Origin of the sequence: Nitrosomonas sp. Nm84 (assembly GCF_003201565.1) — a bacterium.
Lineage (GTDB): Bacteria > Pseudomonadota > Gammaproteobacteria > Burkholderiales > Nitrosomonadaceae > Nitrosomonas.
The window spans coordinates 26404-49374 of the sequence record NZ_QJJP01000002.1; the positions used below are offsets into that span (position 1 = coordinate 26404).

A 22971-nucleotide genomic window follows, 5' to 3' on the forward strand; every position below is an offset into this window, starting at 1 on the left:
CATCTGTTTACCTATTAATGGCCATAGTAGTTTTAAAAACAGAGTCATGGCATATTGATTTTGCTGACATTAAGAATTCCCATCATCAAACGTAAACTGTCATGCACGAGATGCTCCAGAATCGGTGCGTAAAAAGGCATACTGAGTGCCAGCACGAGAAGACCGATGGAAAGTGTCAACGGAAAACCTACTGCAAAGATATTTAATTGCGGCGCGGCGCGTGTCAGAATGCCCAAAGCAAGATTGGTGATAAGCAGTGCGGTTAAAACGGGCAACGATAATTGCAGACCGGATTTGAAAATCTCACTTCCCCAATTTGCAAGTGTGGTGAATGTGGCCTCTGTGACGCCGTCAGGGCTAACCGGTAATGTGCTAAAACTTTGCGAAATCAGGGCGATCATCATTAGATGACCGTCAATTGCCAAAAATGCCAAACTGGCAATGATGCCCAGGAAGCGACCAATAATGTCTATCTGACCGGAGTTTTGCGGATCAAAGAAAATTGCAAAACCAAGCCCCATTTGTAAGCCAATGAGCTCGCCGGCCATTTCTACTGCAACAAAAACAATACGCATGACAAATCCAATCGCAACACCAATCAGTATTTGCTGCAGCAGGATGATTAAGCCTATACCTGTGGACGGATCAATTTGTGGTAATGATTTCTCAACGGTAGGTGCGACCAGAATGGTGATCATCAATGCCAATCCCAGTTTCACCCTGATCGGGATACTTGGGTTGCCCAAGATAGGGGCTGATGCTATCAATGCCAGAATTCTGCTGAGTGGCCAGATGAAGGTTGCCAGCAATGTATTGAGCTCTGCGGTAGTGATACTGATCATGATGCTGAGTATTCAGTTATTTGGCGCGTTTCGAATTGATCGCAACATCAACGGATAAGCTATTGTTATGAATGACAATATTAACCAATTGCCAGCCAAGGGATGCTGGTAAACAGGCGCTGCATATAATCCGTCATCAGATTGATCATCCAAGGTCCGGCCAGTACCATGACCAGAAACATGACTAATAATTTGGGTATGAATGACAAGGTCATTTCATTGATCTGCGTCGCGGCTTGGAAAATACTGACTAATAAACCGGTTGCCAAAGCTGAGAGCAACAGAGGAGCGGAAACCATGAATGTGATTTCAAGCGCTTGCCGACCGATTGTCATTGCACTTTCTGGAGTCATAATGAGCTTCCTTTCAGGTGTAGAAGCTTTGTGTCAGTGAGCCGATGATGAGATGCCAGCCATCGACCAAAACAAAAAGCATTAATTTAAAGGGCAGTGAAATGATCATCGGTGACAGCATCATCATACCCATGGCCATCAATACACTGGATACAACCAAGTCAATGATTAAGAATGGGATAAATATCACAAAACCAATCTGGAATGCAGTTTTTAGTTCACTGGTGATATACGCGGGAACCAGTATCTTCAACGGTACATTGTCGCGGCTTTCGATTTCCTCGCTGCCTGAGATTTGCACGAATAGCGCTAAATCTGTTTCCCGGGTTTGGTGCAGCATAAATGATTTTAACGGCACACTGGCTTTATCCGCCGCTTCCATGATGCTTATTTTGTCTTCAGAAAAAGGTATATAAGCTTCTTTGTAAACCCGATCAATAACCGGTGACATGATAAAAAAGGTCAGAAATAACGCCAATCCGAGTAATACCTGATTAGGTGGGGAGGATTGCGTGCCTAACGCCAGTCTAAGCAATGACAAGACGATAATGATACGTGTGAAACTTGACATCATGAGTACTATTGCAGGTAAAAATGTCAGTGAAGTCAGCAACAGTAATGTCTGTAAGTTCAACGCATACGTTGTACTGCCACCCGCGCCGGGTGAACTGGTGAATGCTGGAAAACCGGATTTTTGTGCAAATGCCGGTAGCGCGATGCAGCTGGCCAGAAAAAATAGTATCTTGAGCGCGCTCAATCTAGTGTTCCGAATGGCGGGTGTGCGATTGTTAGGCATTGTTTTTCTGAATACTCTCGTTAAGTTGCACAGCAAAAGCCTCAGTGTGCGGGCTATTTTGCGCTTTATCGGTAGTACCAAGTGCGGGCTTGTCCATTGTATGCAGCTTGTTGACGCGACCCGGTGCCACACCAAGGACTAACCAAGTATTGTCAATTTCAACGACCACCACCCGTTCTCTTTGGCCTACTCCGGTTGCCGCAACCACTTTAAGTGTGCCTGTGGCGGTAGTAGGAATGAGTGCAAAGCGTTTGAGAAGCCATGTAATCCCCGCTATGACTGCCAACACCAGTATTAATCCACCCATCATTTGCAGTGTACTTTCAGTGGATACCACGGAAGGAGGAGGTACATAGCTAGGTTTTGCCGTTTCAGCAAGGGCATGAAGTGGGAGCATCCAACCTAAAAGTATCCAATAACGATTTAACATAGACGACTCTAGCGATTAAGTTTACGAATGCGTTCGCTGGGGGTGATGATATCCGTCAAGCGGATGCCGAACTTATCATTGACGACCACCACTTCACCTTGGGCAATCAAGCAGCCGTTGACCAGTACGTCCATCGGTTCGCCAGCCATACCATCCAGTTCAACAACCGAGCCTTGTGCCAATTGCAGTAAATTCTTGATGGCAATCTTAGTGCGACCTAACTCAACCGTCAGTTGCACGGGGATATCGAGAATCATGTCGATATCATGACGGGTATTGCGCATCGTGTTATCTTTTGAGAATTCTTCGAATACTGAAGCCGTTTGTGCACCAGGCATCGTATTGCTGCTTTTTACTGTATCAGTCGATGCTGTTTGCTCGGCCATCGCGGCGGCCCAATCATCAACTTCTGTTTCTTTTTCGGTCGAGTCGTTTTGAGTGGATGCTGCTTGTTCAGCCATCGCGGCGGCCCAATCGTCGGTGTCGGTCTGATTACTTGCTGTGGATTCTGACATATTAGTCTCCAATGGATTATTCGGTTTCTGACGAGGAGATCATTGCATTGACCCTAAGGGCATACTGCCCATTTATGGTGCCATAGTGACAATCCATAACGGGTATGCCGTCGACATGTGCGGTAACAGTTTTAGGAATGTCTAGCGGGATGATATCTCCTGCTTGCATGCTGAGAATTTGATCAAAGGTGACTTTCGTATGCCCAAAGTTGGCAATCAACTCTACTTCTGCGCCTTGTACCTGTTGTGACAGCAACTTGATCCAGCGTTTATCAATCTCCAGATGGTCACCCTGCAAGGAGCTGTATAGAGTATCCCGGATGGGTTCGATCATGGAGTATGGAATGCAGACATGTAATGCGCCGCCTTTGTTGCCCATATCAATATCGAAAGTAACCGTAACGACTACTTCATTGGGAGTGGCGATCGTCGCAAACTGCGGATTCATCTCGGAGCGGATATACTCGAATTTAACGGGATAAACCGATTTCCATGATTTTTCGTAATCTTCAAATACCACATTGAGCAAGCGCTGAATAATGCGTTGTTCGGTTTGAGTAAAGTCTCTGCCTTCAACGCGGGTGTGATACCGGCCATCGCCGCCAAACAAATTATCTACAATCAGAAAAATCAGATTGGGATCAAGAACGAATAACGCGGTACCTCGAAGTGGTTTCATATGAACCATGTTCAGATTGGTTGGCACCACCAGATTGCGTACGAACTCACTGAACTTGATGACCTTAACGGGACTCACTGAAATATCCACTGAGCGACGCATGAAGTTGAATAAACCGATACGCAATGAGCGTGCAAACCGTTCATTGATAATTTCATACGTAGGCATCCGTCCACGAACAATGCGTTCTTGCGTAGCAATGTTATAGGCTCGAACGCCCCCTTTTTCTTCTTCATTCTGCGCTTCATCGCTTTCGCCAGTGGCGCCTTTGAGAAGTGCGTCAACCTCGTCTTGTGAGAGAAAGTCTTCAGCCATTTGAGATTTACTGAATCACGAATGATGTAAATAATACTTCCAGTACATCTTCTTGCAGTTCTACTGGACCTAAGGATCGTTTGATTTCATCCACAATCTGCTGGCTGAGTTGTTGCTTTCCTTCAATACCAGCAACATCTGCAGCTTTTTTACTGGAAAGCAGCATTAAGATGCGATTGCGGATTTCTGGCATTTGTTTCTTGATCTCAGCGACGACAGGAGTTTCTCTGGTTTTTGCTGTGAGCCCAACCTGCAAATATTGAACGTTTTCTTCCGGCTGAAGATTAACCGTAAAAGTATCAAGATCTACAAATGTAGTCGGCTTTTCCTTGGGTTTCTCAGGTTCTGATTCTCCGTCACCTAACATCTTCATCGCATACCATGTGCCGCCGGCACCCGCGCCGATAGCGATAATTGCTATCAAGATTATGATTATCAGGCTTTTCTTGTTCTTTTTTCCATCTGTTCCAGAGGGTGCTTCAATAGTTTTTGACATTTTGCTCAACTCCTTATTGGATGAGCTCAATTATCTTAGACGGAACAGTAAACTGATGTGACAAATAGCAATGAAATTAGGTCGCTATTTTCAAGTACGAGAGTAAATTAAGAATCTAGCACTGTTGTTCATTTAAATGATCACGCATAAGTGTTGACCATACCATTGTGTCTGCTAGACGAAACGGCTGTTTCAATTTGACCAATAGCCTCCGTTCTTGTGCTGGCAGAATGAGAGGTATTCTCTGTTGGGCTATACGCTTGCTGTTGTTTATTTTCTTGTTGGAATGATTCGGCGCCTACCATGACATTACCCAATTGAATGCCATTTTCAGCCATCATTTCTCTTAATCTTGGCAAGGCTGCTTCAATGGCTTCACGTACTGCTAAATGCGGAGATAAGAATTGTGCAGTGGCTTGATCTTGCGTAATGCTGAGCATCACTTCAACAGGACCTAGGTGAGCTGGGTTTAAATGGATTTCAGCTACCTGGTTTTGTTGTGAAGTTAACCAGATAATTTTTTGTGCAAACTCGTTACCCCATTTGGGTTGGCCTACTGGAAGATCGACTTGAACATTCTGCGGTGTTGTATTGAGGGGAGTGGTAGTTGCAGTGTTGCTTAAGCCCAGTAGCTGTGTAGAAACAGACTCATTGGATACTGAAAATATAGTTTCTCCTGTAGTGGCCTGGATAGCATCGCTCATTTCTGAAGAGAATGGTAAAAGTTTGCCGTCAATGGCAGAATCTGCCGCTCCCACTGATTGCCAAAAGTCATCCAGTGCATAAGTAAGATTACTTTCAGCTGCAGTAGCTTGCGCCATTTTTTGTTGCAGCATTTGACCAGCGAGCAGTGCCGGGCTTGTCGCCAGTTTGCTATCTTGCGGAATGAATGAATTTTGAGGTGATGTGGATAACGCCATCGGTATGATCGGTGTTGCCGTCAATATGTCCGGGTTTGTTGGATCAAATGGGGGTAACAATTGATCTGCTGCATATGTACTATTTGTAGCCTCAAAAAATAGCTTGCTGATCAGATTGTGTGCGCAGGATGTGTCCGTTGCTGCAACCGAAGCGGTGTCGTCATCTGTCGGTAAGGTTATTTTTTCTGAGGACTCCGATGTTGTGGCAGAGGCGCTTGTTTCTAGTTTGCTGCCTGATGTTGTGGCAGAGGTGCTTGTTTCTCGCTTGCTGTCTGATGCTGTGGCAGGGGTACTTGTTTTTCGTTTGCTGTCTGTTGCCGTGGCAGGGGTGCTGGTTTCTCGTTTACTGTCTGTTCCGGACACTTCGCGTTTCAATACTTTAGAAAATTTTTCTGTCGCGGGTTCTCGTGTATTGCTAGGCTCAGGACTACTAGTCAGTATTGGATTGCCAGTGGACGATTTGATTTGAAGTGCGGCAGACATATTTAGCATAAATTTTTGGTCTCAAGTAAGTGTGATGCTGTTGCCAGTTAGTATATGCAATCTCTATGCCAGTTTCGGCTATTGTGAGAGATTCCTAGTTGTCGTTCTTAGGAAATGAGTGACGGTTGAAAGCATTCGAAGCAAATTCATCTTGTAATTTTTGTTCATACTTTGATTGCCGCAGATTTTCTGCGGTTTGCTGGCGTTGTGACAGCGTGTCGTAGGATTTGAGTTTGCGCTGATGGAATAAAAATTCATTGCTTCCGGCAATCCGTTTATTCTGGGCATGCAAAACTGCTTGGCGCTGTTCAGTGATGGCGGCATCGAGCTTATTCATGAATGCAGTGAAATTAAGCCATTCCATGTGATCAATTCCTGTTTCGATAGAATTCTGCAGGTGCGCCTGGTAACTATGGCGATATTGCAACAGCAAATTTAATTTCTTTTCTGCTTCCTGTTGCTGAAAATTCAATTTCCCCAGTTTTTTGGATGACGCATCCGTTTGCTGCTGCGCTAACTCCAGAAGTAGTTTTAGCGATGACGATGTGGACATAAGAGCGTTTGTTTCTGATTATCGGGTTGCGTTGCTATCAAATAACTGGGTCAGTTTCTCAAGACTATTGGCGAAATTCTCCTGTTGCGACATGTTCTGATTTAAAAATTTTTCGAATGCGGGATACAGCTTAATGGCCCGATCCAGTTCCGGATCTGTGCCGGCGACATACGCACCCACACTGATCAAGTCATGGCTGCGTTGATAGCGCGAATATAGACTCTTGAATTGTCTGGCCATGTCAATTTGTTTTTGTGGTACCACACTGGTCATGATGCGGCTGATCGAAGCCTCGATATCAATTGCCGGGTAATGGCCGGCTTCGGCTAATCGGCGCGATAGTACGATATGTCCATCGAGAATGGCGCGAGCGCTATCGGCGATGGGATCGTTCTGATCATCCCCTTCAGTCAATACCGTATAAAAGGCTGTAATCGATCCATTTTCTTGGTTGCCGTTACCGGCGCGTTCCACCAGTTGTGGTAGTTTGGCAAATACGGAAGGTGGATAGCCTTTGGTCGCCGGAGGCTCGCCGATAGCCAGAGCTATTTCCCGTTGCGCCATGGCATAGCGAGTCAGTGAATCCATAATCAGTAAAACATGTTTGCCGCTATCGCGAAAATATTCGGCGATGGCTGTTGCATACGCTGCACCTTGCAAACGTAATAATGGTGAAGTGTCTGCGGGTGCTGCGACAACTACCGAGCGTGCAAGTCCTTCTGCGCCGAGAATATGCTCTATAAATTCTTTAACTTCACGTCCCCGTTCACCGATGAGTCCCACAACGATTACATCGGCACTGGTATAACGTGCCATCATGCCAAGCAATACGCTTTTGCCCACACCGCTGCCGGCAAACAATCCCATGCGTTGTCCCCGCCCAACAGTCAGCAGCGTGTTGATTGCACGCACTCCAACGTCAAGCGGTTGAGTGACGGGAATTCTTTCCAATGGATTATAAGGGCGGCTGTATAACGGTACGCTGTGTTCCGCGCGCGTGGGGCCAAGGCGATCCAGCGGTTCACCCAGTCCGTTTATCACGCGTCCCAGTAGTTCTGGGCCAACGCTGATATGTTTGGCGCGATCCGCTGCGCGCCTGCGGGGATGCTGAAAATTACCGATCTTGATGGGATCAACAGCACATTCCGTAGGGACTACTTTGGCGCCTGGAGATAATCCATACACATCGTTGGATGGCATTAAAAATAGGCGATCTCCGGAAAATCCAACGACTTCTGCCGAAACGCTATGGCCATTCGATAGGAGTATAGTGCAACTACTGCCAACAGCCAGCCGAAGTCCTACCGCTTCCATCACTAGCCCGGCAACGCGTGTAATCGTGCCGCTTGATAGCAGTGGATTGGCGGGGGTAATCAGCTGGGTGCAATTTTTCAAGAAACTGCCCCATTGTTCATGGCGGTTCATATTAGTCATTTTTCTCCAACCAGCTGTCGTTCTGACCGATGGCTGATAATACCCTGTGCCAGCGTATCTCCAGGCTTGCGTCGATTTCGCTGCCATTGGCTTCGATGCGGCAGCCGCCTTTGGATAATTGTTCATCTTCACGGATAGACCAGCTATCTTGCGCTAACTGACTGTCCAAGTGCATATGGACTATTTTGGCATCGTCGGGATGCAAATAAAGCCGCGGATGTTGCATCGCACTGGGCAGATTTCGAATCGCCTCCTGTACGATGGGTACGATGAGTTCGGGCTTCAGCTGTAATGCCTGGGTAATCATTTTCTTGGTAAGCGCTATGGCGAGATCCAATAAATCATCCGCAACGTGCTGATCCATTGTATGCAGATCGTGATCGAGATTGGATAGCAGCGCTTGGAGGCGGGCTACTTCGGCTGTGATCTCTATTTCGGCTGCTTTTCTACCTTCTGTGTACCCCGCTGTGTTTCCCTCTTGATAGCCTGCTGCATAGCCTTCTTTTTTTGCATGCTGAAGAATTGCTGCAATTTCTTCTTCAGTTGGCAAGGTGGCCTTATCCTGCTCGTTTGCCAGGGTATTGTCTTTAGTCTTGAGCTGTTGATCTTGTTCTTTCCGGATTGGATCGGGTACATCCAAAGAATTCATTTCCCATCGTTGATAGGCATTGAGTTCTGCTTTTGGAATGAAACTGCTTGTCGCCATTTGTAAACCTTTATTGCAATAGTCACTAGGTAAAATACTTAGCTACTCAAGCTGATTGAATGAGTTTAATAGGGGCTATATTTGTTAAACAAAATTGTCTTCACCTTTTCCGCCGAGTACGACTTTCCCATCGTCAGCCAGTTGACGGAGCACCTTAAGAATTTCTTTTTGCTCGGCTTCGACTTCAGATACACGTACCGGGCCTTTGCTTTCAAGATCTTCTCTCAGCGCTTCAGCAGCACGTTGCGACATGTTTTTGAAAATTTTCTTGCGTAGTTCTTCTTGCGCACCTTTTAAAGCGATAATCAGAGATTCCGACTGGACTTCTCTGAGGAGCAACTGGATACCATGATCGTCAATATCAATCAGATTATCGAACACGAACATCTCATCCATGATTTTCTGTGCCAGCTCTTCATCGTACTGCTTGATGTTATCAATGACGCTGGTTTCTTGAGCGGTTGGGACGAAATTGAGAATTTCCGCCGCAGCACGTATTCCGCCCATAGCCGTTTTGCGAATATTATTGCTGCCCGATAGTAACTTTGTCAGCACATCATTGAGTTCGCGCAGTGCATCCGGCTGAATACTGTCCAATGTGGCAATACGTAATAAGGTATCGTTGCGCAATCGCTCGGTGAATAAGCTTAATATCTCGCTGGCTTGATCGCGATCTAAGTGAACTAAGATGGTTGCGATAATTTGTGGGTGTTCATCCTTAATGAGTTCGGCTACCGATGGCCCATCCATCCACTTCAATCCTTCAATACCACTGGTGTCGCCGCCATGTAAGATGCGATCAATGAGATTGGCAGCTTTTTCATCACCCAATGCATTGGTTAGAACCTTGCGAATATAATCGGCCGAATCCTGACCTAGCGTGGTCCTTCCTTCCGCTTCATCGCAGAATTCTTTAAGTATGTCTTCAATTTCGGCGCGTGAGATATTCTGCAAATTGGACATTGTTTCGCCCAGTTTCTGCACTTCCTTGGGACCTAATAGTTTAATGACTGATGCCGCTTCTTGTTCGCCCAACGTCATCAGCAAGATGGCGCTCTTTTTGATTCCTTCGTCATCCATTTTTAGATACCCAATCTTTAACAACGTTGGCGACAATGGCCGGCTCATCTATAGCCAGTTGTTTGGCTTTTTTAAGATTTTCCTCAAATAGGGATTGCTGGATTGCCTGAACGGCGGTTCCATCTACCTGTCCTGGCAACTGATCTAACGTTGCTTCGCCAGCCACTTTCTCTGGCAGTGCAGGAGGAGGCTGAGTTAAGCTTTTTAAGAATGGCCGTAGGATTTTTAATAGGAAAAACATAACAATGGCTGCAATTAGCAGCTGCTTGCCAATGTCTTTTGCCAGCATTATGACATCGGGGTCTTTCCAGAATGCAGCATCCAATATCGTTTCACTTTCAGCGGTGAACAAGCTATTGGTTACAGTCAGCGAGTCTCCGCGTTTCTCGCTGTAACCCATGGCTTCTCTAACAAGGCTATTGATTTCCTTGATTTCTTCGGCAGTCAGTGGTTCATGGGCAATCTCACCATTTTCATTGATTTTCTTGCGATAATTCACGACAACTGCTGCAGTGAGGCGTTTGATACCACCAGTGGATTGCTGTGTGTGTTGTACTGTCTTGTCCACTTCATAATTGATCGTAGATTCTTTTTTCTTATCAGTCGGTAACGGTGGTGGTGCTTTATCGCCCGCTTCTGTGTTTTCGCCACCGGCTTCTATAGGCGCAGCAGCAGGCTCAGGAGGGCGGTTCGTCAGTGCTCCGGGAATGCCTCCATCAATTTTTGAACCTGTGGAAGTCGCTTCAAGAGTTTGTTGGCTGCGAATAGCGGCAGCATCCGCTTCAGTATTGTTTGGTCGATAGATTTCTTCAGCACGCTCGATACGGGAGAAATCCAGATCTGCAGTGACCTGAGCGCGCACATTGGAGGCACCTGTAATGGGTGACAGTATGGTTTCGATACGACGAATATAGTTTTCTTCAAGCTCCTGGATGTATTGTAATTGCTTGGCGTCAAATCCTTTATCCTGTTTGTTTTCATGCTGCGTGCTGAGTAGGTTGCCATTTTGATCAACCACGGTTACATTTTTTGTCGGTAGATTGGGTACGCTGCTCGACATCAAGTGTACGATTGCACTGACTTGTTCGACGCTCAATACCCTGCCTGGATACAAATTGAGTAGTACAGAAACGCTGGGTTGTTGTTTTTCTCTTGAGAATACGGAGGGTTTGGCAATTGCCAAGTGTACGCGTGCATTTTGCACCGCTGACAATGATTGAACTGAGCGTGCTAATTCACCTTCTAACGCGCGTTGATAATTGACCTGTTCGAGAAATTGGCTGGAGCCAAACTTCTGATTCTCCATTAATTCAAATCCTGGTAGATCGCCTTTGGGCAACCCTTGACCCGCTAAGCGTAGACGTACTTCATGGATCTGTTTTTCGGGAATTAAGATGGCGCCGCTGCTGTCGGAAAATTTGTACGGGACATTCATTTGCTGCAAGGAGCTGATGATGGCGGCACCGTCCTGATTCGATACGTTACTATAGAGAACACGATAATCCGGCGTCTGACTCCACATCAAAGCACCTGCCAGTAAGGCGACGACGGCTGCAGCAGCTAGGATCAACCCCAATTTCTTTTGATTGGATAGTTGGCTGAGTTGTTCCAGTTTAAATGTTTTAGCTGGTGGTGTCGTATTGGATTCACTTGGTACTGTTGCCACGTACTATTCTCCTGCTGAGGTCTCACGAATTAAATGCATCAATGTTTGGGATGTACCCGCTTTACATGGACAAAATTTTATTGATGCGATGATTATCGATAAATTTACGCAATATGAATGCTTAAATAGAATAGCTTTGTCCGCTTTATTCAGATCATGAAGAGGACTGGTATAAATGTAAGCTACCGGCAATTCTTAATAATTGTCATTTAAACCAGTGCAAGCAAATAAAATCAGCGAAATCAGAACAATTCTGGCAGAGCAGGAACAGCTTCAGCTTGCGTTTGCCGCGTTTAATGAGGCATCTGAGCAGCTCTCAGGTGTGTATCAGGAATTACAACACCAGGTAACACAGTTAACCCGAGAACTTGCACTTGCTAATGGTGAATTGCACAGACAGCTGATTGCAAAAGAGGATTTATCCAGGCAATTAAGCTTCTTGTTAAATGCGTTGCCTGGTGGCGTTTTGGCGCTTAATGGAAACGAATGTATAGAGCAAGTGAATCCGGCCGCGCTTACTATGCTTGGAGAGCCATTACTTGAGCTGACATGGCATCAGGTTGTTCAAGAACGCTTATCACCAACTGCGGTTATTAACGAGTGGTATGTGACACAGCAGAAAACAGCAGAGCAGCGTCGCATCCGTATCGAAAGTAGTGCGCTGGATTCAACCGGTAGGCGGATTTTGTTGGTAAATGATATTACTGAAGCTTATGTCGTTCAGGAAAAGATAAGGCGGAATCAGCGTTTGACTGCTATGGGTGAAATGGCAGCGAATCTTGCGCATCAGTTGCGCACACCGCTTGCAACTGCATTGCTCTATGCGAATCACCTCGGCAGCGATGCACTGACTCCCGATGATCGTCAAAAATTTGCCACCAAAACCGTTGAACGTTTGCATCATTTGGAGCATTTAACAAAAGATATGTTGCGTTTTGTCAAAGGCGAGACGACGCAGCTCGAAAGAGTTTTAGTCAGTGATTTGTTAACGGAATTGCAACAAGTCATTGAGCCTCAGTTGATTCCGCTTAATTTGCAGTTAATTGTGCGTGACCATAGCCAGGCAGAATGTCTGATGACGAATCATCAAGCGCTGTGTGGAGCGATGATTAATTTACTTGAGAACGCAATGCAGGTGTCTGCACCCAATGACCGGATCATTTTAACGGGGTGTGTGGAAGGAGAAAACATCGTTTTAAGTGTGCATGATGATGGACCCGGTATTGATGCAGCATTGCAAGAGAGATTATTTGAGCCATTCTTTACCACACGTGTAGAAGGTACTGGCTTAGGTCTGGCCATTGTGCGGGGGGTGATTCAGTCAATGGGCGGTACCGTGCAGATTAACTCATTGCCTGATACAGGGAGTGAATTTGTGGTGTGTTTGCCCAGGAACAAAGGAGATTGATGCGATGAGACCGTTACCTGTTCTGGTAGTGGAGGATGATCAGGATTTATTGGAAGCGATTTGCGCTACTTTGAAGTTGGCTGGTTATCAGGTGCTTGCAGCAGCAAATGGTCATGACGCCATGACGATATTGCAAGACTATCAAGTAGGTATCGTAGTGAGCGATGTACAGATGAAACCCATGGATGGATTGGCGCTGTTAAAAAAAATTAAAGCTTTTGATCTGGAATTGCCAGTGTTATTGATGACAGCTTATCGAGAAATCGACAAAGCGGTGACTGCAATGCGCATTGGAGCTTGCGATTATTTACTGAAGCCATTTGACCCGGATAGCTTGCTGGCACATATCAGACAATACTCAGTGTCTGAGTCTGAGCAGGATGATCGAGTAATTGCTAAGGATCCGCGGACACGCGCATTATTGTCGCTTGCCAAACGGGTTGCGAGATCGCCCGCAACGGTGATGCTGACGGGTGAAAGCGGATGCGGTAAGGAAGTGATCGCACGCTATATTCATCGCCATTCATTGCGTTCTTCTAAGCCATTTGTTGCCATTAATTGTGCCGCTATTCCCGAGAATTTACTGGAAGCCACCCTGTTTGGTTACGAGAAGGGTGCTTTTACCGGCGCGACTCAAGCCCAGCCGGGGAAGTTTGAGCAAGCGGAAGGCGGTACATTGTTACTGGACGAAATTTCGGAAATGCCTTTGGAATTACAAGCAAAATTATTGCGAGTATTGCAGGAAAGGGAGGTTGAAAGAGTTGGTGGACACAAGACCATCAAACTGGATATTCGAGTTCTAGCGACTTCGAATCGCGACATGATGGCAATGGTTAAGCGTAATCAATTTCGTGAGGATCTGTATTACCGGCTCAATGTGTTTCCAATAGAAATTCCGGCACTGCGCGAACGATCCTTGGATATTGAACCCCTGGCGCAGCGTGTGCTTGAAACGGCAGTCGCCGGATCAGGGCAACCACTTTGTAAGATGACCCGGGCCGCGATCGATAAGTTGACTCAGTATACTTGGCCGGGCAATGTCAGAGAGTTGGAGAATGTGATGCAGCGTGCCATGATCCTGGCAACGGATAACACAATCGAAGCTGAGCATATCAGCTTGCCGGAAGCGGTTTTTGATCAAGAGGTTGATGAGAGAGATCTGGAGTCACCTACAACCGATATGAAAACGCTCGAACGTAAACATATTCTGGAAACGCTTGCAGCCGTTAATGGTTCCCGAAAACTGGCCGTAAAAAAGCTAGGAATCTCTGAACGAACTTTGCGTTATAAGTTGCAGCAATATCGTATGATGAGTTAGTGAATGTGTGTCATGTTTTTATGAATCTGATTTATAAAAGTTATTTTAAGTTTCCGAGCTTCTGAGTGATACTTGAAAATTAATTATGTGGGGGTAGATGATGGATAAATCCGGAATTGACAATATTCTGCAGCAACTGCAAGCAACTTCGGCGCTTGCTTCCGGTGTCAAAAAACAATCGGGCGCTGATGAAATTGCGAGTGTGGATTTCAGCGAAAAACTTAAATCCGCAGTAGATCAGGTCAATAATGTACAGCAAACAGCGGATAAGCTAAGCATGCAATTTGTCGGCGGTGAGTCCAATGTCGATTTGCATGAAGTAATGATTTCACTGCAAAAAGCCAATGTATCATTTCAATCAATGATACAGGTTCGAAATAAATTGGTAACAGCCTATCAAGAAATTATGAACATGCAAGTTTAAGAAGACTATTGAGCGGTACTAGCCAAAACTCGATCAAGTCAATTGATCCAACTTATATTTTTTATTCCTCCAGCGCTACTTCCAGCTTCAGCCAGTCTTCTTCCAGGTCAGCTACTTTTTTCTCGAGTGTTGCGTGAATTGTACTCAGCTGATCAATTTCATCGCGGGAACAGTTGGCGTAAGTAGCCGGATCGGCTAGCCGGCGATTCGCTTCCGTTAATTCCCTCTGTACAATCGTTAAGGCAGCTTCAAGTTTTGCTTGCTTGGAAAGTAGTATTTTTTTGTTCGGTTTGGCAGATGTGTTAGATTGCGCTTTTTGTGAGGATGGCCGTGATCCAGCAACTTCATTAGAGCGACGGGTTTCTATCCAATCTTTATAATCTTCCAGATCGCCATCCAGCAATTGTGCTTTGCCATCAGCTACCAGCCACAATTCATCGGCTACGGCACGTATCAGGCTGCGATCATGTGATACCAGTACCACCGCTCCACTATAAGCTTCCAATGCCAAAGTCAAGGCATCGCGCATATCCAAATCCAAATGGTTGGTCGGCTCATCCAATAACAACAAATGTGGCTTTTTCCATGCCAACAAGGCAAGTGCCAGACGGCTTTTCTCGCCTCCAGAAAAACTGGCCACCGGACGATCTTCGCTATCACCACCCAGACCGAATCGCCCCAGGAATTTTCGCAAATCCAGTTCTGTTTGTGCAGGTGCCAGTTGCACCATATGTTGCAAAGGCGTTGCATGGCCGTCCAGATTTTCCAGTTGATGCTGTGCGAAGTAGCCTATACGTATATTCGGTGTCCATTCCAATGTGCCTGAGGTGGGCTCGACTTCTCCGACCAGAAGTTTTATCAATGTGGATTTTCCTGCGCCATTCGGACCTAGCAAGGCAATTCGAGCACCTGCTTGCAAAATGAGGTGCACATGTTGAAATAACAGGCAGTTATCATAGCCAAAGCTCATATCTTTCGCGCGCAATAAAACATCAGGGCTGCGTTCAGGTGCTTCAATCTGCAATTCAAAATGCCCGTCTTCGATATGCATCGGTGCAAGACGCGTCAAGCGCTCCAAGGCCTTGATGCGACTTTGTGCTTGCTTGGCTTTGGTCGCCTTGGCGCGAAAACGACGTACAAAGTCCTCCATGTGCGCGATCTTTCTCTGTTGTTGCTGAAAAGCCTGGGCGTGTTGCATGAGACGTTCAGCGCGCGCACGCTCGAAATCATCATAATTGCCACTATAGTCATCAATTTGCCGATTATTGATATGCGCGATGCGATTAATGCAGGCATTGAGAAATTCTCTGTCGTGTGAAACTACCATTAGGCTACCCGGATAGCGTGCCAGATATTGCTCCAGCCAGAGAATGGCTTCCAGATCCAGGTGATTGGTCGGTTCGTCCAGCAACAACAAATCAGCACGATGCATCAGAGCGCGAGCCAAACTTAAGCGCATGCGCCAGCCACCAGAAAAATGGCTGACAGGTTGCTCCAATGCATGATTGGCAAAACCCAGTCCATTCAATAATTGCGCTGCCCGTGCTCGAGCTATATAACCATTGATGGTTTCATAACGTTGTTGTGCTTCGAACCAGGCGGTATCATGTTCGGCCTGCGTCAAGATCTTCTCCAGCTGCCGTAACTCAACATCGCCATCCAGCACAAACTCAATGGCAAGTTGGTCTGAATTAATAATCTCTTGTTCAACAAAAGCAATGGTTTTTCCGGGTTGTAAGCTGACTTCTCCGCTATCCGGTTTAATTACGCCACGGATCAAACGAAATAAGGTGGACTTGCCGCAACCATTTTTACCAACCAGGCCAACGCGCTGATTGGCAAAAACCTGCAGATTGCTGTTTTCAAGTAATGGGGTTCCGCCCTGTAGAAAGATCAGAGATTGGATATTTAACATGACGTATTGGATTTCTTGGAATACGAAATCGGTGTAAAAGTGTTTTTTAGATAGGCTATCGAGTACAATTTGGTTTTTGCTTGAATAAGCCGGGAATAGCTCAATAAAATGACTGTTGTTTTTGTGCAACATCAATTTAATATTGCCTTGACAGGAAAAAGTACCTTATATAAGCTGCGGTGTGGTCAAATATGACACACTTATATTTATTAAGCAATGTCAGCGGTAAGCGTTTGAATGAAAATTTTCCAGCCAACAAAAAGTGCGTTATTACGGATTAATAATCAGAGTTGGCACGCTCAACCAGAATTACTTGCTCAGCAGAGTAAGATGACAAGTACTATTACTTCGAGGGGAAGATCTTGAGTTCGACAATAACCAAGTTGAACGCTCCGCTAACGCAAGCGTTTGATTCTCAACCTTCAAGCGAATTACAATTAACACCGACACCGACGCTCAATACACTGGATCAGCGGTTAGCGGGTTTTGATACCCTAACGAGCGCTTTAGAATATGCGGCGGAGGGTACGACAGGGTATAATTTTTATGACGCGAGAGGTAACCTACGTTCGATTCTGCCTTATAGTATGCTTAGGCAGAACGCTCGTACATTAGCTCAGCGTTTATCTGGTTTTGATTTGCCCCGTGGAAGTCGAGTAGCAATCATTGCTGATACTTCCCCAGAATTTGTCGAGTTGTTTTTTGCATGTCGCTATGTTGGTTTAGTGCCTTTTGCGATGCCGATTCCGGTCAATCTTGGCAGTCATGCAATATATGTTCAGCAATTAAGAGGTATGCTTGAAAGCAGTCAAGCGAGTATTGCGCTGGCGAATATTGATTATATTAATTTCCTGGAAGAAGCTGTGGAAGGGGTACCCGGTATACAGTGGGTGGGAACACCGGGGAAATTAAATGAGCTATCTGCTAGAGATATAGAATTACAGCCTAATCATCCTGACGAGACTGCTTATTTGCAGTTTACATCGGGTAGTACACGTACTCCGAGAGGGGTGGTTATTACCGAGCGAGCCTTGATGTGTAATTTGCAAGGTATTGTAAGGAATGGATTGGAAATAAGGCCTGGCGATCGTTCTGCATCATGGTTGCCTTTTTATCATGATATGGGATTGGTTGGTTTAGTTTTGGCGCCGATGGTTACACAAATCTCCGTTGATTATTTGGCAACACGGGATTTTGCAATTCGGCCTTTGCAGTGGCTGCGCTTGATTAGCCGCAATCGTTGTACCGTGGCATTTAGTCAACCGTTTGGTCTTAAGCTTTGTACTTTACGTGTCAGAGAATCTGATCTGAAAGAATTGGATCTTAGTTGCTGGCGGGCTGCTGGTATTGGAGCCGAAATGATTCGGCCGGAAACTTTGAGGAACTTCGCAGAAAAATTTGCATCGGCTGGTTTCGATGAAAATGCTTTCTTGCCTTGCTATGGTCTTGCAGAATCAACGCTGGCAGTTACTTTTTCAAAAATTGGTGAAGGATGCAAAAGCATACAAGTAGATAGCAAGACACTGATCGATAAGAGAATGGCCGCCCGATTGCAGACTGAGGGACGTAAGCAAAACGAATTTGTAAATTGTGGGCGTCCATTGCCTGGACATATCGTTAAGATAGTCGATGAGGATGGCCAACAATTGTCAGAAATGATGGTCGGTAGTGTTCTGGTGCATGGCGATAGCGTGATGACGGGATACTATAACAATCTCGAAGAAACTAACAAAGCGCTTAAATCCGGCAACTGGTTAGATACCGGCGATATTGGATTCCTGCTTGAGGGGGATCTATTTATTACCGGGCGTCGTACCGATGTCATTATTGTTAATGGTCGCAATATTCGTGCACAAGATATAGAAGAACTGGCTGAGCAGCAACCTGAAGTCAGATCACGAGAAGCTTCTGCATTCGGCGTCAATGATGAAGATGGAACAACGACTATCGTACTCGTCATCGAGTGCCGATTGACAGCTGTGACGGAACGGCAATCACTGACAGTTAGATTGCAACAACTTGTATATATGGCATTTGGAGTCAATTGCGTTGTTGAATTGGTTCCACCGCATACCTTGCCACGGACTTCATCTGGGAAGCTATCACGCTTTGCAGCGCGACAAGGTTATATTCAAAGAACAAGCTTGGCAACAGGCCAATTGTCTTTTGTAGAATCAGGTGACAGATAAAGCGCATGCCAAAATTAGTAGCCGTAACAGGTGCTACTGGCTTCATTGGCAATGTGCTGATACAGAAATTGATTCAGAATGGATGGTCGGTTCGTGCACTTACGCGAACTGGCCGTTATTCAACAGATGAATCTGTTCAATGGATTCAAGGCGATCTCAATAACTTAGCGGCGCTGCATCATTTAGTTGATGGTGTAGCGTTCGTTATACACTGTGCAGCAACGGTAAGAGGGAGTTCCTTTCAAGAATTCGAGCATACAAATATTGAAGGTACTAAAAATATTTTATGCGCGCTTACTCAGGCTAAGCAAACACAATTCTCACGCTTCTTGTTAATTTCATCCTTGGCAGCACGGCAGCCAGAATTATCATGGTATGCTCAAAGTAAATATTTGGCTGAGCAAGCACTCATTGAATATTCAGGGCAGTTGCAGTGGACAATATTTCGACCTACGGCTGTTTATGGTCCGGGCGATAAGGAGTTAAAGCCACTTTTTCAAGCGATGCGCCGTGGAATATTGCCGGTCGTTGGAAAAATTCATAATCGATTCGGGTTAATACATGTGTATGATCTGGTTGCAGCTATTCAGGCTTGGCTTGAGTCCGACAAAGTTATCAACGGGGTTTTTGAGCTTGATGACGGTATACCAGGAGGGTACAGTTATCAAAGCCTAGTTACCATAGCGCAGCAAGTATGGAAGAGCCCCGTTCATTGTGTTGTCATACCGGATCTGCTTATCCGAGGTATTGCTTCATCAAATCTTTGGATTGCCCGCCTATTTCATTATTCTCCCATGCTGACCCCAGGAAAAGTTAATGAGTTACAACATAACGACTGGGTATGTGATAATACTCCCCTAATCCATGCGCTTCCCGCGTGGCGACCGAGTATCCGTTTACAAGATGTATTATCTGAAGTAATCTAAATCTAAAATTTAACCGCGATGAATTAAACCTATGACTGAAAGTAATTACGATGAGATCATGATGTTACTCTGTGATCGCCTAAGTAGTTTAACGAATTCTAATGTTCAGATTACTTCCGAAACAAACCTGATTAGTCAATTATCGATCGATTCCATTAAGCTACTCAATCTAATTATGGAGATTGAAGATACTTTCGATGTCTCAATTCCTATTAATGCATTAACAGACATTCAAACTGTTCGCGAGCTGGCCGACTTAGTACACAAAATTAAATCAGCATCATAATGAATTTACTTGAAAAACTAGACGCAGCCGCGGCTGCAAGAAAAGCACTTTTGCCCGATGGTGTGGGTGCTTTTGGTATCCCGATAGAAGAAGTTTATTCGGCTACAGAAGCTCGGATTGGTGATCGTCGTGTACTGCTGCTCGGCACTAACAATTATTTGGGATTGACCTTCGCGCCTGAATGTATTCGTGCAGCACATGAGGCAATTGATAAAGAAGGCACCGGTACTACGGGATCCCGGATGGCAAATGGCAGTTATTTTGGCCATCGCGCATTGGAAAGAGAATTCGCTGACTTTTATCAATGTAGCTCCGGTATTGTCTTTACTACGGGTTATCAAGCCAACTTAGGCACTATTTCAGGCCTGGTAGGTCCTGGCGATACCGTATTGATTGATGGTGATTCTCATGCAAGTATCTATGACGGTTGTATTTTAAGTGGTGCGGATATCATTCGCTTCAAGCACAATGATATGGTTGATATGGAGAAACGCTTGCGCCGCTTAGGTGATCGTGTTGAAACGACGCTGATTATTGCTGAAGGCATATACAGTATGCTCGGCGACCAAGCGCCGCTAGCTGAAATCGTCAAATTAAAAAATACCTATGGCGGTACTTTGCTTATTGATGAGGCTCATTCATTAGGGGTACTCGGTGAAACTGGACAAGGTCTGGTAGAAAAAACCGGATTACTGCAAGAAGTCGATTTTATTACGGGCACGTTTAGCAAGAGCCTATGTAGTATCGGTGGATATTGTGTCAGTAATCACCCGCAACTTGAACAGTTGCGCTATGTGAGCCACCCTTATATTTTTACCGCATCACCATCGCCAGCAACGATTGCTTCCACTCGTGCAGCATTGGAATTATTACGTAAAGGAAGCCATTTACGTAAGCAACTGTGGCGTAACTGTACGCAACTCTATGCGCAGCTTAAAGAAGCCGGTTATACGCTCGGCCCGGACCCTGGGCCGGTCATTGCTGCCATGCTTGATACACCGCAACAAGCACTCTTGCTTTGGCAAAATTTGCTTGAACATAATATTTATGTCAATTTGATATTGCCTCCAGCTGCTCCAGAAGGTAGATCACTTGTACGGTGTAGTGTAAACGCTGCTCACACAAAAGAACAAATTCAATATGTTGGTGATACCTTTGCAAAACTGCACAGTTTGGTATGTGGATGACAAATGGTGAATCGATGAAAATGCTACGGATATTGGTGTTCACAATATTCTCTCTCCTGTTTCAGGGCAATGTCTTTGGAACCTCTATTGCATACAGCGGATTTATATGCCTGAATACAATCGATATTAATGACATTACATCGAGCGGCATTCCAATCGAAAGTAGATTTGAGGTGATAGAAGATGTTGGTGGTGGGATATTTCGATTGAGGCTAACCGGCGGCATTCCTCGCATTGTCAATAATGATCGTAACGTGTGTATTGATAACGTGACAGCTATTGGATATTCTGGATTTCCGTTGCCTGAATTGTTAGAGGCGATTGATGCAATAGCTTATTTTAGCGGGCAAGAGCTGATAATTGTGGTCAGTTCGATGTTTACTGACTTGAGTGCCAGAAGAGGGGCGTTTTCGTCCTTCAGTACCAGTAAGATATTAGCGATTACAAATACCTTAATCTTTGCATTCAATCCTCAAGCGTCGTCATTCAGCCTAAGTAAGGTGATACGCAACACAGGATTTACCCATACAGAAACCGGATCGACAATTTCCATTCCATTTCTGGAAACAGTGCTGCCATCAGATAACGGAGTTTCGCAAAGCAAACCTCTGATACTGACACCAACATCCAGTATTGAGTATCGTCTGGAATAGTAGTGTCTCTAATCCTAACAATTAGTTAAAGCATTGGTTTTTTGCCATTGTCGCATTACGTAGCTTCTAATTGATATTGACGATCATTGCTTATCTTCGGTTCTGATTAAAACGTACCACAAATGCGCGATCAATATAATTTTTCCACCACCAGACCCACTTTCCATGTCCAAATAGTGGGCCCCATGAGGCGATGGCATGACGATCGCCTGTCGTTAATAAGCTCAGAAAACGTTTCTGCGGTTTAAAAGCTAGTAGCGGGTGCTGTTTAAGCGTGGCAGCTAGATTGCTTGCCAGTACTGGTCCTTGACGAATTGCATAAACACCGGCTTTAGGTAAGGGTGTCATGAAAGCAGCGATATCGCCCACAGCAAATATGTCTGGATGTGAGACGCTGCGGAGATATTGGTCAATCTGAATAAACCCTTTGTTATCGCACTTTAATCCACTTTCTGCCGGCCAGAATTGCGCACCGGCATGAGTGGCCCAGGCAGAAAAATCATAATCCAGGATCGTGCCATCATCCAGCGTTAGTTGATGTTGATTGATGGCAGCGACATGTCTCCCGCTGATGATGGTGATGTCGAGAGTTTTTAGGTGGCGCTTGAAAAACACCTGTACGCGTTCATTAAATGAACTTAGGATGTTTTGATTGGCGCAAACTAAAGTAAAGCTTGCATGAATAGATGTGGTATGGCGAAGTTTGTAATGCATTGCCAACAATACCTCAATACTGGCAGCTCCGCCCCCAGTCATTACAATTCGCTGTAATACATTGGTATTCATACTCTGAGCTATTTTAAGCCAGTGCTGCCAATAATCAAGAAATTGCTGAAATGGTTTAATGGGGCAACCATGTTTATTGGCACCTTTAATATCATTCAATGCTGGCTGAGAACCGATATTAATCGACAACAAATCGTACTGCAGCGATGGATGTTGATAGCAATAGATTCTCTTGGTCAGCGGATCAATGTGTTGAACTTCACTGTGAACAAACTGAACACCGGCCCGCTGACAAAGTTTCTGTAAATCGATATGACAGTCTTCAAAAGTATAGTGGCCAGCAATTAACCCTGGCAGCATTCCAGAATAAGGTATGAGCGAATCAGTGCTGATGAGTGTGACTTTGGTGTCAGGAAGAGGACATATGCCCAGTTTCTTGATAATGGAAATGTGGCTGTGACCGCAACCAATTAGAAATAAGTATTTTTTATGAGATGCTGGAGTGATCATTAACTTATTCAGATTGCGTTATTTTCAGAAAAGTGTGATAGTTCATATCGCAACATCATTAGTTAGTCCATGCTACTACAAATAAAATCAAATGTATTTCTATGGCTTCTAGGGCTAATTAGGTAAGATATTGAAAGTATTTCATTTTATCATTGCGACGT

24 protein-coding genes are annotated in these 22971 nt (G+C 45.2%); 9 read left to right on the forward strand and 15 right to left on the reverse strand.

Translation table 11 applies throughout. The features are described 5' to 3' along the window. Positions 1-44: 44 nt before the first annotated feature. The 8 genes from fliR to C8R34_RS01660 form a co-directional block, all read right to left on the reverse strand. Positions 45-842, reverse strand: a complete 798-nt coding sequence (gene fliR, locus C8R34_RS01625; protein ID WP_110337195.1) for a flagellar biosynthetic protein FliR — start codon at positions 840-842, stop codon at positions 45-47. 80 nt (positions 843-922) lie between these two features. Continuing rightward, complete coding sequence (fliQ, locus tag C8R34_RS01630; protein WP_110337197.1) at positions 923-1195, reverse strand: flagellar biosynthesis protein FliQ; 273 nt, start codon at positions 1193-1195, stop codon at positions 923-925. A 13-nt stretch (positions 1196-1208) separates the two neighbouring features. Beyond that, positions 1209-1991, reverse strand: coding sequence for a flagellar type III secretion system pore protein FliP (gene fliP / locus C8R34_RS01635; RefSeq protein WP_110337199.1), 783 nt, complete (start codon positions 1989-1991; stop codon positions 1209-1211). Beyond that, positions 1984-2421 carry a flagellar biosynthetic protein FliO gene (gene fliO, locus C8R34_RS01640; RefSeq protein ID WP_110337201.1) on the reverse strand — a complete coding sequence of 146 codons (438 nt, stop codon included), beginning with the start codon at positions 2419-2421 and terminating at the stop codon, positions 1984-1986. The genes fliP and fliO overlap by 8 nt, the downstream gene beginning before the upstream one ends. An 8-nt stretch (positions 2422-2429) precedes the next feature. Next, entirely contained in the window at positions 2430-2936 is a 507-nt protein-coding gene (gene fliN / locus C8R34_RS01645; protein ID WP_110337203.1) for a flagellar motor switch protein FliN, read from the reverse strand. A gap of 16 nt (positions 2937-2952) precedes the next feature. Beyond that, positions 2953-3930, reverse strand: a complete 978-nt coding sequence (gene fliM, locus C8R34_RS01650; protein ID WP_110337205.1) for a flagellar motor switch protein FliM — start codon at positions 3928-3930, stop codon at positions 2953-2955. 7 nt (positions 3931-3937) lie between these two features. Further along, a complete protein-coding gene (fliL, locus tag C8R34_RS01655) occupies positions 3938-4426 on the reverse strand; it encodes a flagellar basal body-associated protein FliL (protein WP_110337207.1) in 489 nt (162 codons plus the stop codon). Positions 4427-4566: 140 nt separating this feature from the next. Continuing rightward, a complete protein-coding gene (locus C8R34_RS01660; protein WP_165872496.1) occupies positions 4567-5406 on the reverse strand; it encodes a flagellar hook-length control protein FliK in 840 nt (279 codons plus the stop codon). A gap of 70 nt (positions 5407-5476) precedes the next feature. Between C8R34_RS01660 and C8R34_RS16360 the strand changes: the two genes are divergently transcribed. Further along, positions 5477-5815, forward strand: coding sequence for a hypothetical protein (locus C8R34_RS16360; protein ID WP_165872495.1), 339 nt, complete (start codon positions 5477-5479; stop codon positions 5813-5815). Between the two features lie 108 nt (positions 5816-5923). Here the strand turns inward: C8R34_RS16360 and fliJ are convergent, their stop codons facing one another. The 5 genes from fliJ to fliF all read right to left on the reverse strand — a co-directional run bounded on the left by fliJ (position 5924) and on the right by fliF (position 11268). Further along, positions 5924-6382 (reverse strand): flagellar export protein FliJ, encoded by a 459-nt coding sequence (fliJ, locus tag C8R34_RS01665; protein WP_110337211.1) that lies wholly within the window; start codon positions 6380-6382, stop codon positions 5924-5926. 18 nt (positions 6383-6400) lie between these two features. Next, on the reverse strand, positions 6401-7807 hold the full coding sequence (fliI, locus tag C8R34_RS01670) for a flagellar protein export ATPase FliI (RefSeq protein WP_110337213.1): 1407 nt from the start codon (positions 7805-7807) through the stop codon (positions 6401-6403). A gap of 1 nt (position 7808) precedes the next feature. Next, positions 7809-8522, reverse strand: a complete 714-nt coding sequence (locus C8R34_RS01675) for a flagellar assembly protein FliH (protein ID WP_110337215.1) — start codon at positions 8520-8522, stop codon at positions 7809-7811. 84 nt (positions 8523-8606) lie between these two features. Further along, complete coding sequence (fliG, locus tag C8R34_RS01680) at positions 8607-9602, reverse strand: flagellar motor switch protein FliG (RefSeq protein WP_110337217.1); 996 nt, start codon at positions 9600-9602, stop codon at positions 8607-8609. Beyond that, complete coding sequence (fliF, locus tag C8R34_RS01685) at positions 9595-11268, reverse strand: flagellar basal-body MS-ring/collar protein FliF (RefSeq protein WP_110337219.1); 1674 nt, start codon at positions 11266-11268, stop codon at positions 9595-9597. The genes fliG and fliF overlap by 8 nt, the downstream gene beginning before the upstream one ends. 202 nt (positions 11269-11470) lie before the next feature. Between fliF and C8R34_RS01690 the strand changes: the two genes are divergently transcribed. From C8R34_RS01690 to fliE, 3 genes are all read left to right on the forward strand, one after another. Beyond that, the gene (locus tag C8R34_RS01690) at positions 11471-12676 is read left to right on the forward strand and encodes a PAS domain-containing sensor histidine kinase (RefSeq protein WP_258364306.1); all 1206 of its coding nucleotides are present in this window, start codon (positions 11471-11473) and stop codon (positions 12674-12676) included. A 4-nt stretch (positions 12677-12680) separates the two neighbouring features. Then, positions 12681-13994, forward strand: coding sequence for a sigma-54 dependent transcriptional regulator (locus C8R34_RS01695; RefSeq protein ID WP_110337221.1), 1314 nt, complete (start codon positions 12681-12683; stop codon positions 13992-13994). 100 nt (positions 13995-14094) lie between these two features. After that, entirely contained in the window at positions 14095-14418 is a 324-nt protein-coding gene (gene fliE, locus C8R34_RS01700; RefSeq protein ID WP_110337456.1) for a flagellar hook-basal body complex protein FliE, read from the forward strand. Positions 14419-14479: 61 nt separating this feature from the next. Here the strand turns inward: fliE and abc-f are convergent, their stop codons facing one another. Next, positions 14480-16333, reverse strand: coding sequence for a ribosomal protection-like ABC-F family protein (gene abc-f, locus C8R34_RS01705; RefSeq protein WP_110337458.1), 1854 nt, complete (start codon positions 16331-16333; stop codon positions 14480-14482). 362 nt (positions 16334-16695) lie between these two features. Between abc-f and C8R34_RS01710 the strand changes: the two genes are divergently transcribed. The 5 genes from C8R34_RS01710 (at position 16696) to C8R34_RS01730 (ending at position 21574) form a co-directional block, all read left to right on the forward strand. After that, on the forward strand, positions 16696-18522 hold the full coding sequence (locus C8R34_RS01710) for a fatty acyl-AMP ligase (protein WP_110337223.1): 1827 nt from the start codon (positions 16696-16698) through the stop codon (positions 18520-18522). Positions 18523-18527: 5 nt separating this feature from the next. Further along, entirely contained in the window at positions 18528-19448 is a 921-nt protein-coding gene (locus tag C8R34_RS01715) for an NAD(P)-dependent oxidoreductase (protein WP_110337225.1), read from the forward strand. Positions 19449-19509: 61 nt separating this feature from the next. Next, positions 19510-19734: an acyl carrier protein gene (locus C8R34_RS01720; RefSeq protein WP_258364321.1), complete on the forward strand. Its 225-nt coding sequence runs from the start codon at positions 19510-19512 to the stop codon at positions 19732-19734. Then, on the forward strand, positions 19734-20921 hold the full coding sequence (locus C8R34_RS01725) for an aminotransferase class I/II-fold pyridoxal phosphate-dependent enzyme (protein WP_110337228.1): 1188 nt from the start codon (positions 19734-19736) through the stop codon (positions 20919-20921). Before C8R34_RS01720 ends, C8R34_RS01725 begins: the two co-directional genes overlap by 1 nt. Beyond that, positions 20918-21574: a hypothetical protein gene (locus C8R34_RS01730; protein WP_258364307.1), complete on the forward strand. Its 657-nt coding sequence runs from the start codon at positions 20918-20920 to the stop codon at positions 21572-21574. The genes C8R34_RS01725 and C8R34_RS01730 overlap by 4 nt, the downstream gene beginning before the upstream one ends. Before the next feature lie 90 nt (positions 21575-21664). Here C8R34_RS01730 and C8R34_RS01735 read toward each other — a convergent pair whose 3' ends face one another. Next, positions 21665-22810: an FAD-dependent oxidoreductase gene (locus C8R34_RS01735; RefSeq protein ID WP_110337230.1), complete on the reverse strand. Its 1146-nt coding sequence runs from the start codon at positions 22808-22810 to the stop codon at positions 21665-21667. Between the last annotated feature and the right edge of the window lie 161 nt (positions 22811-22971).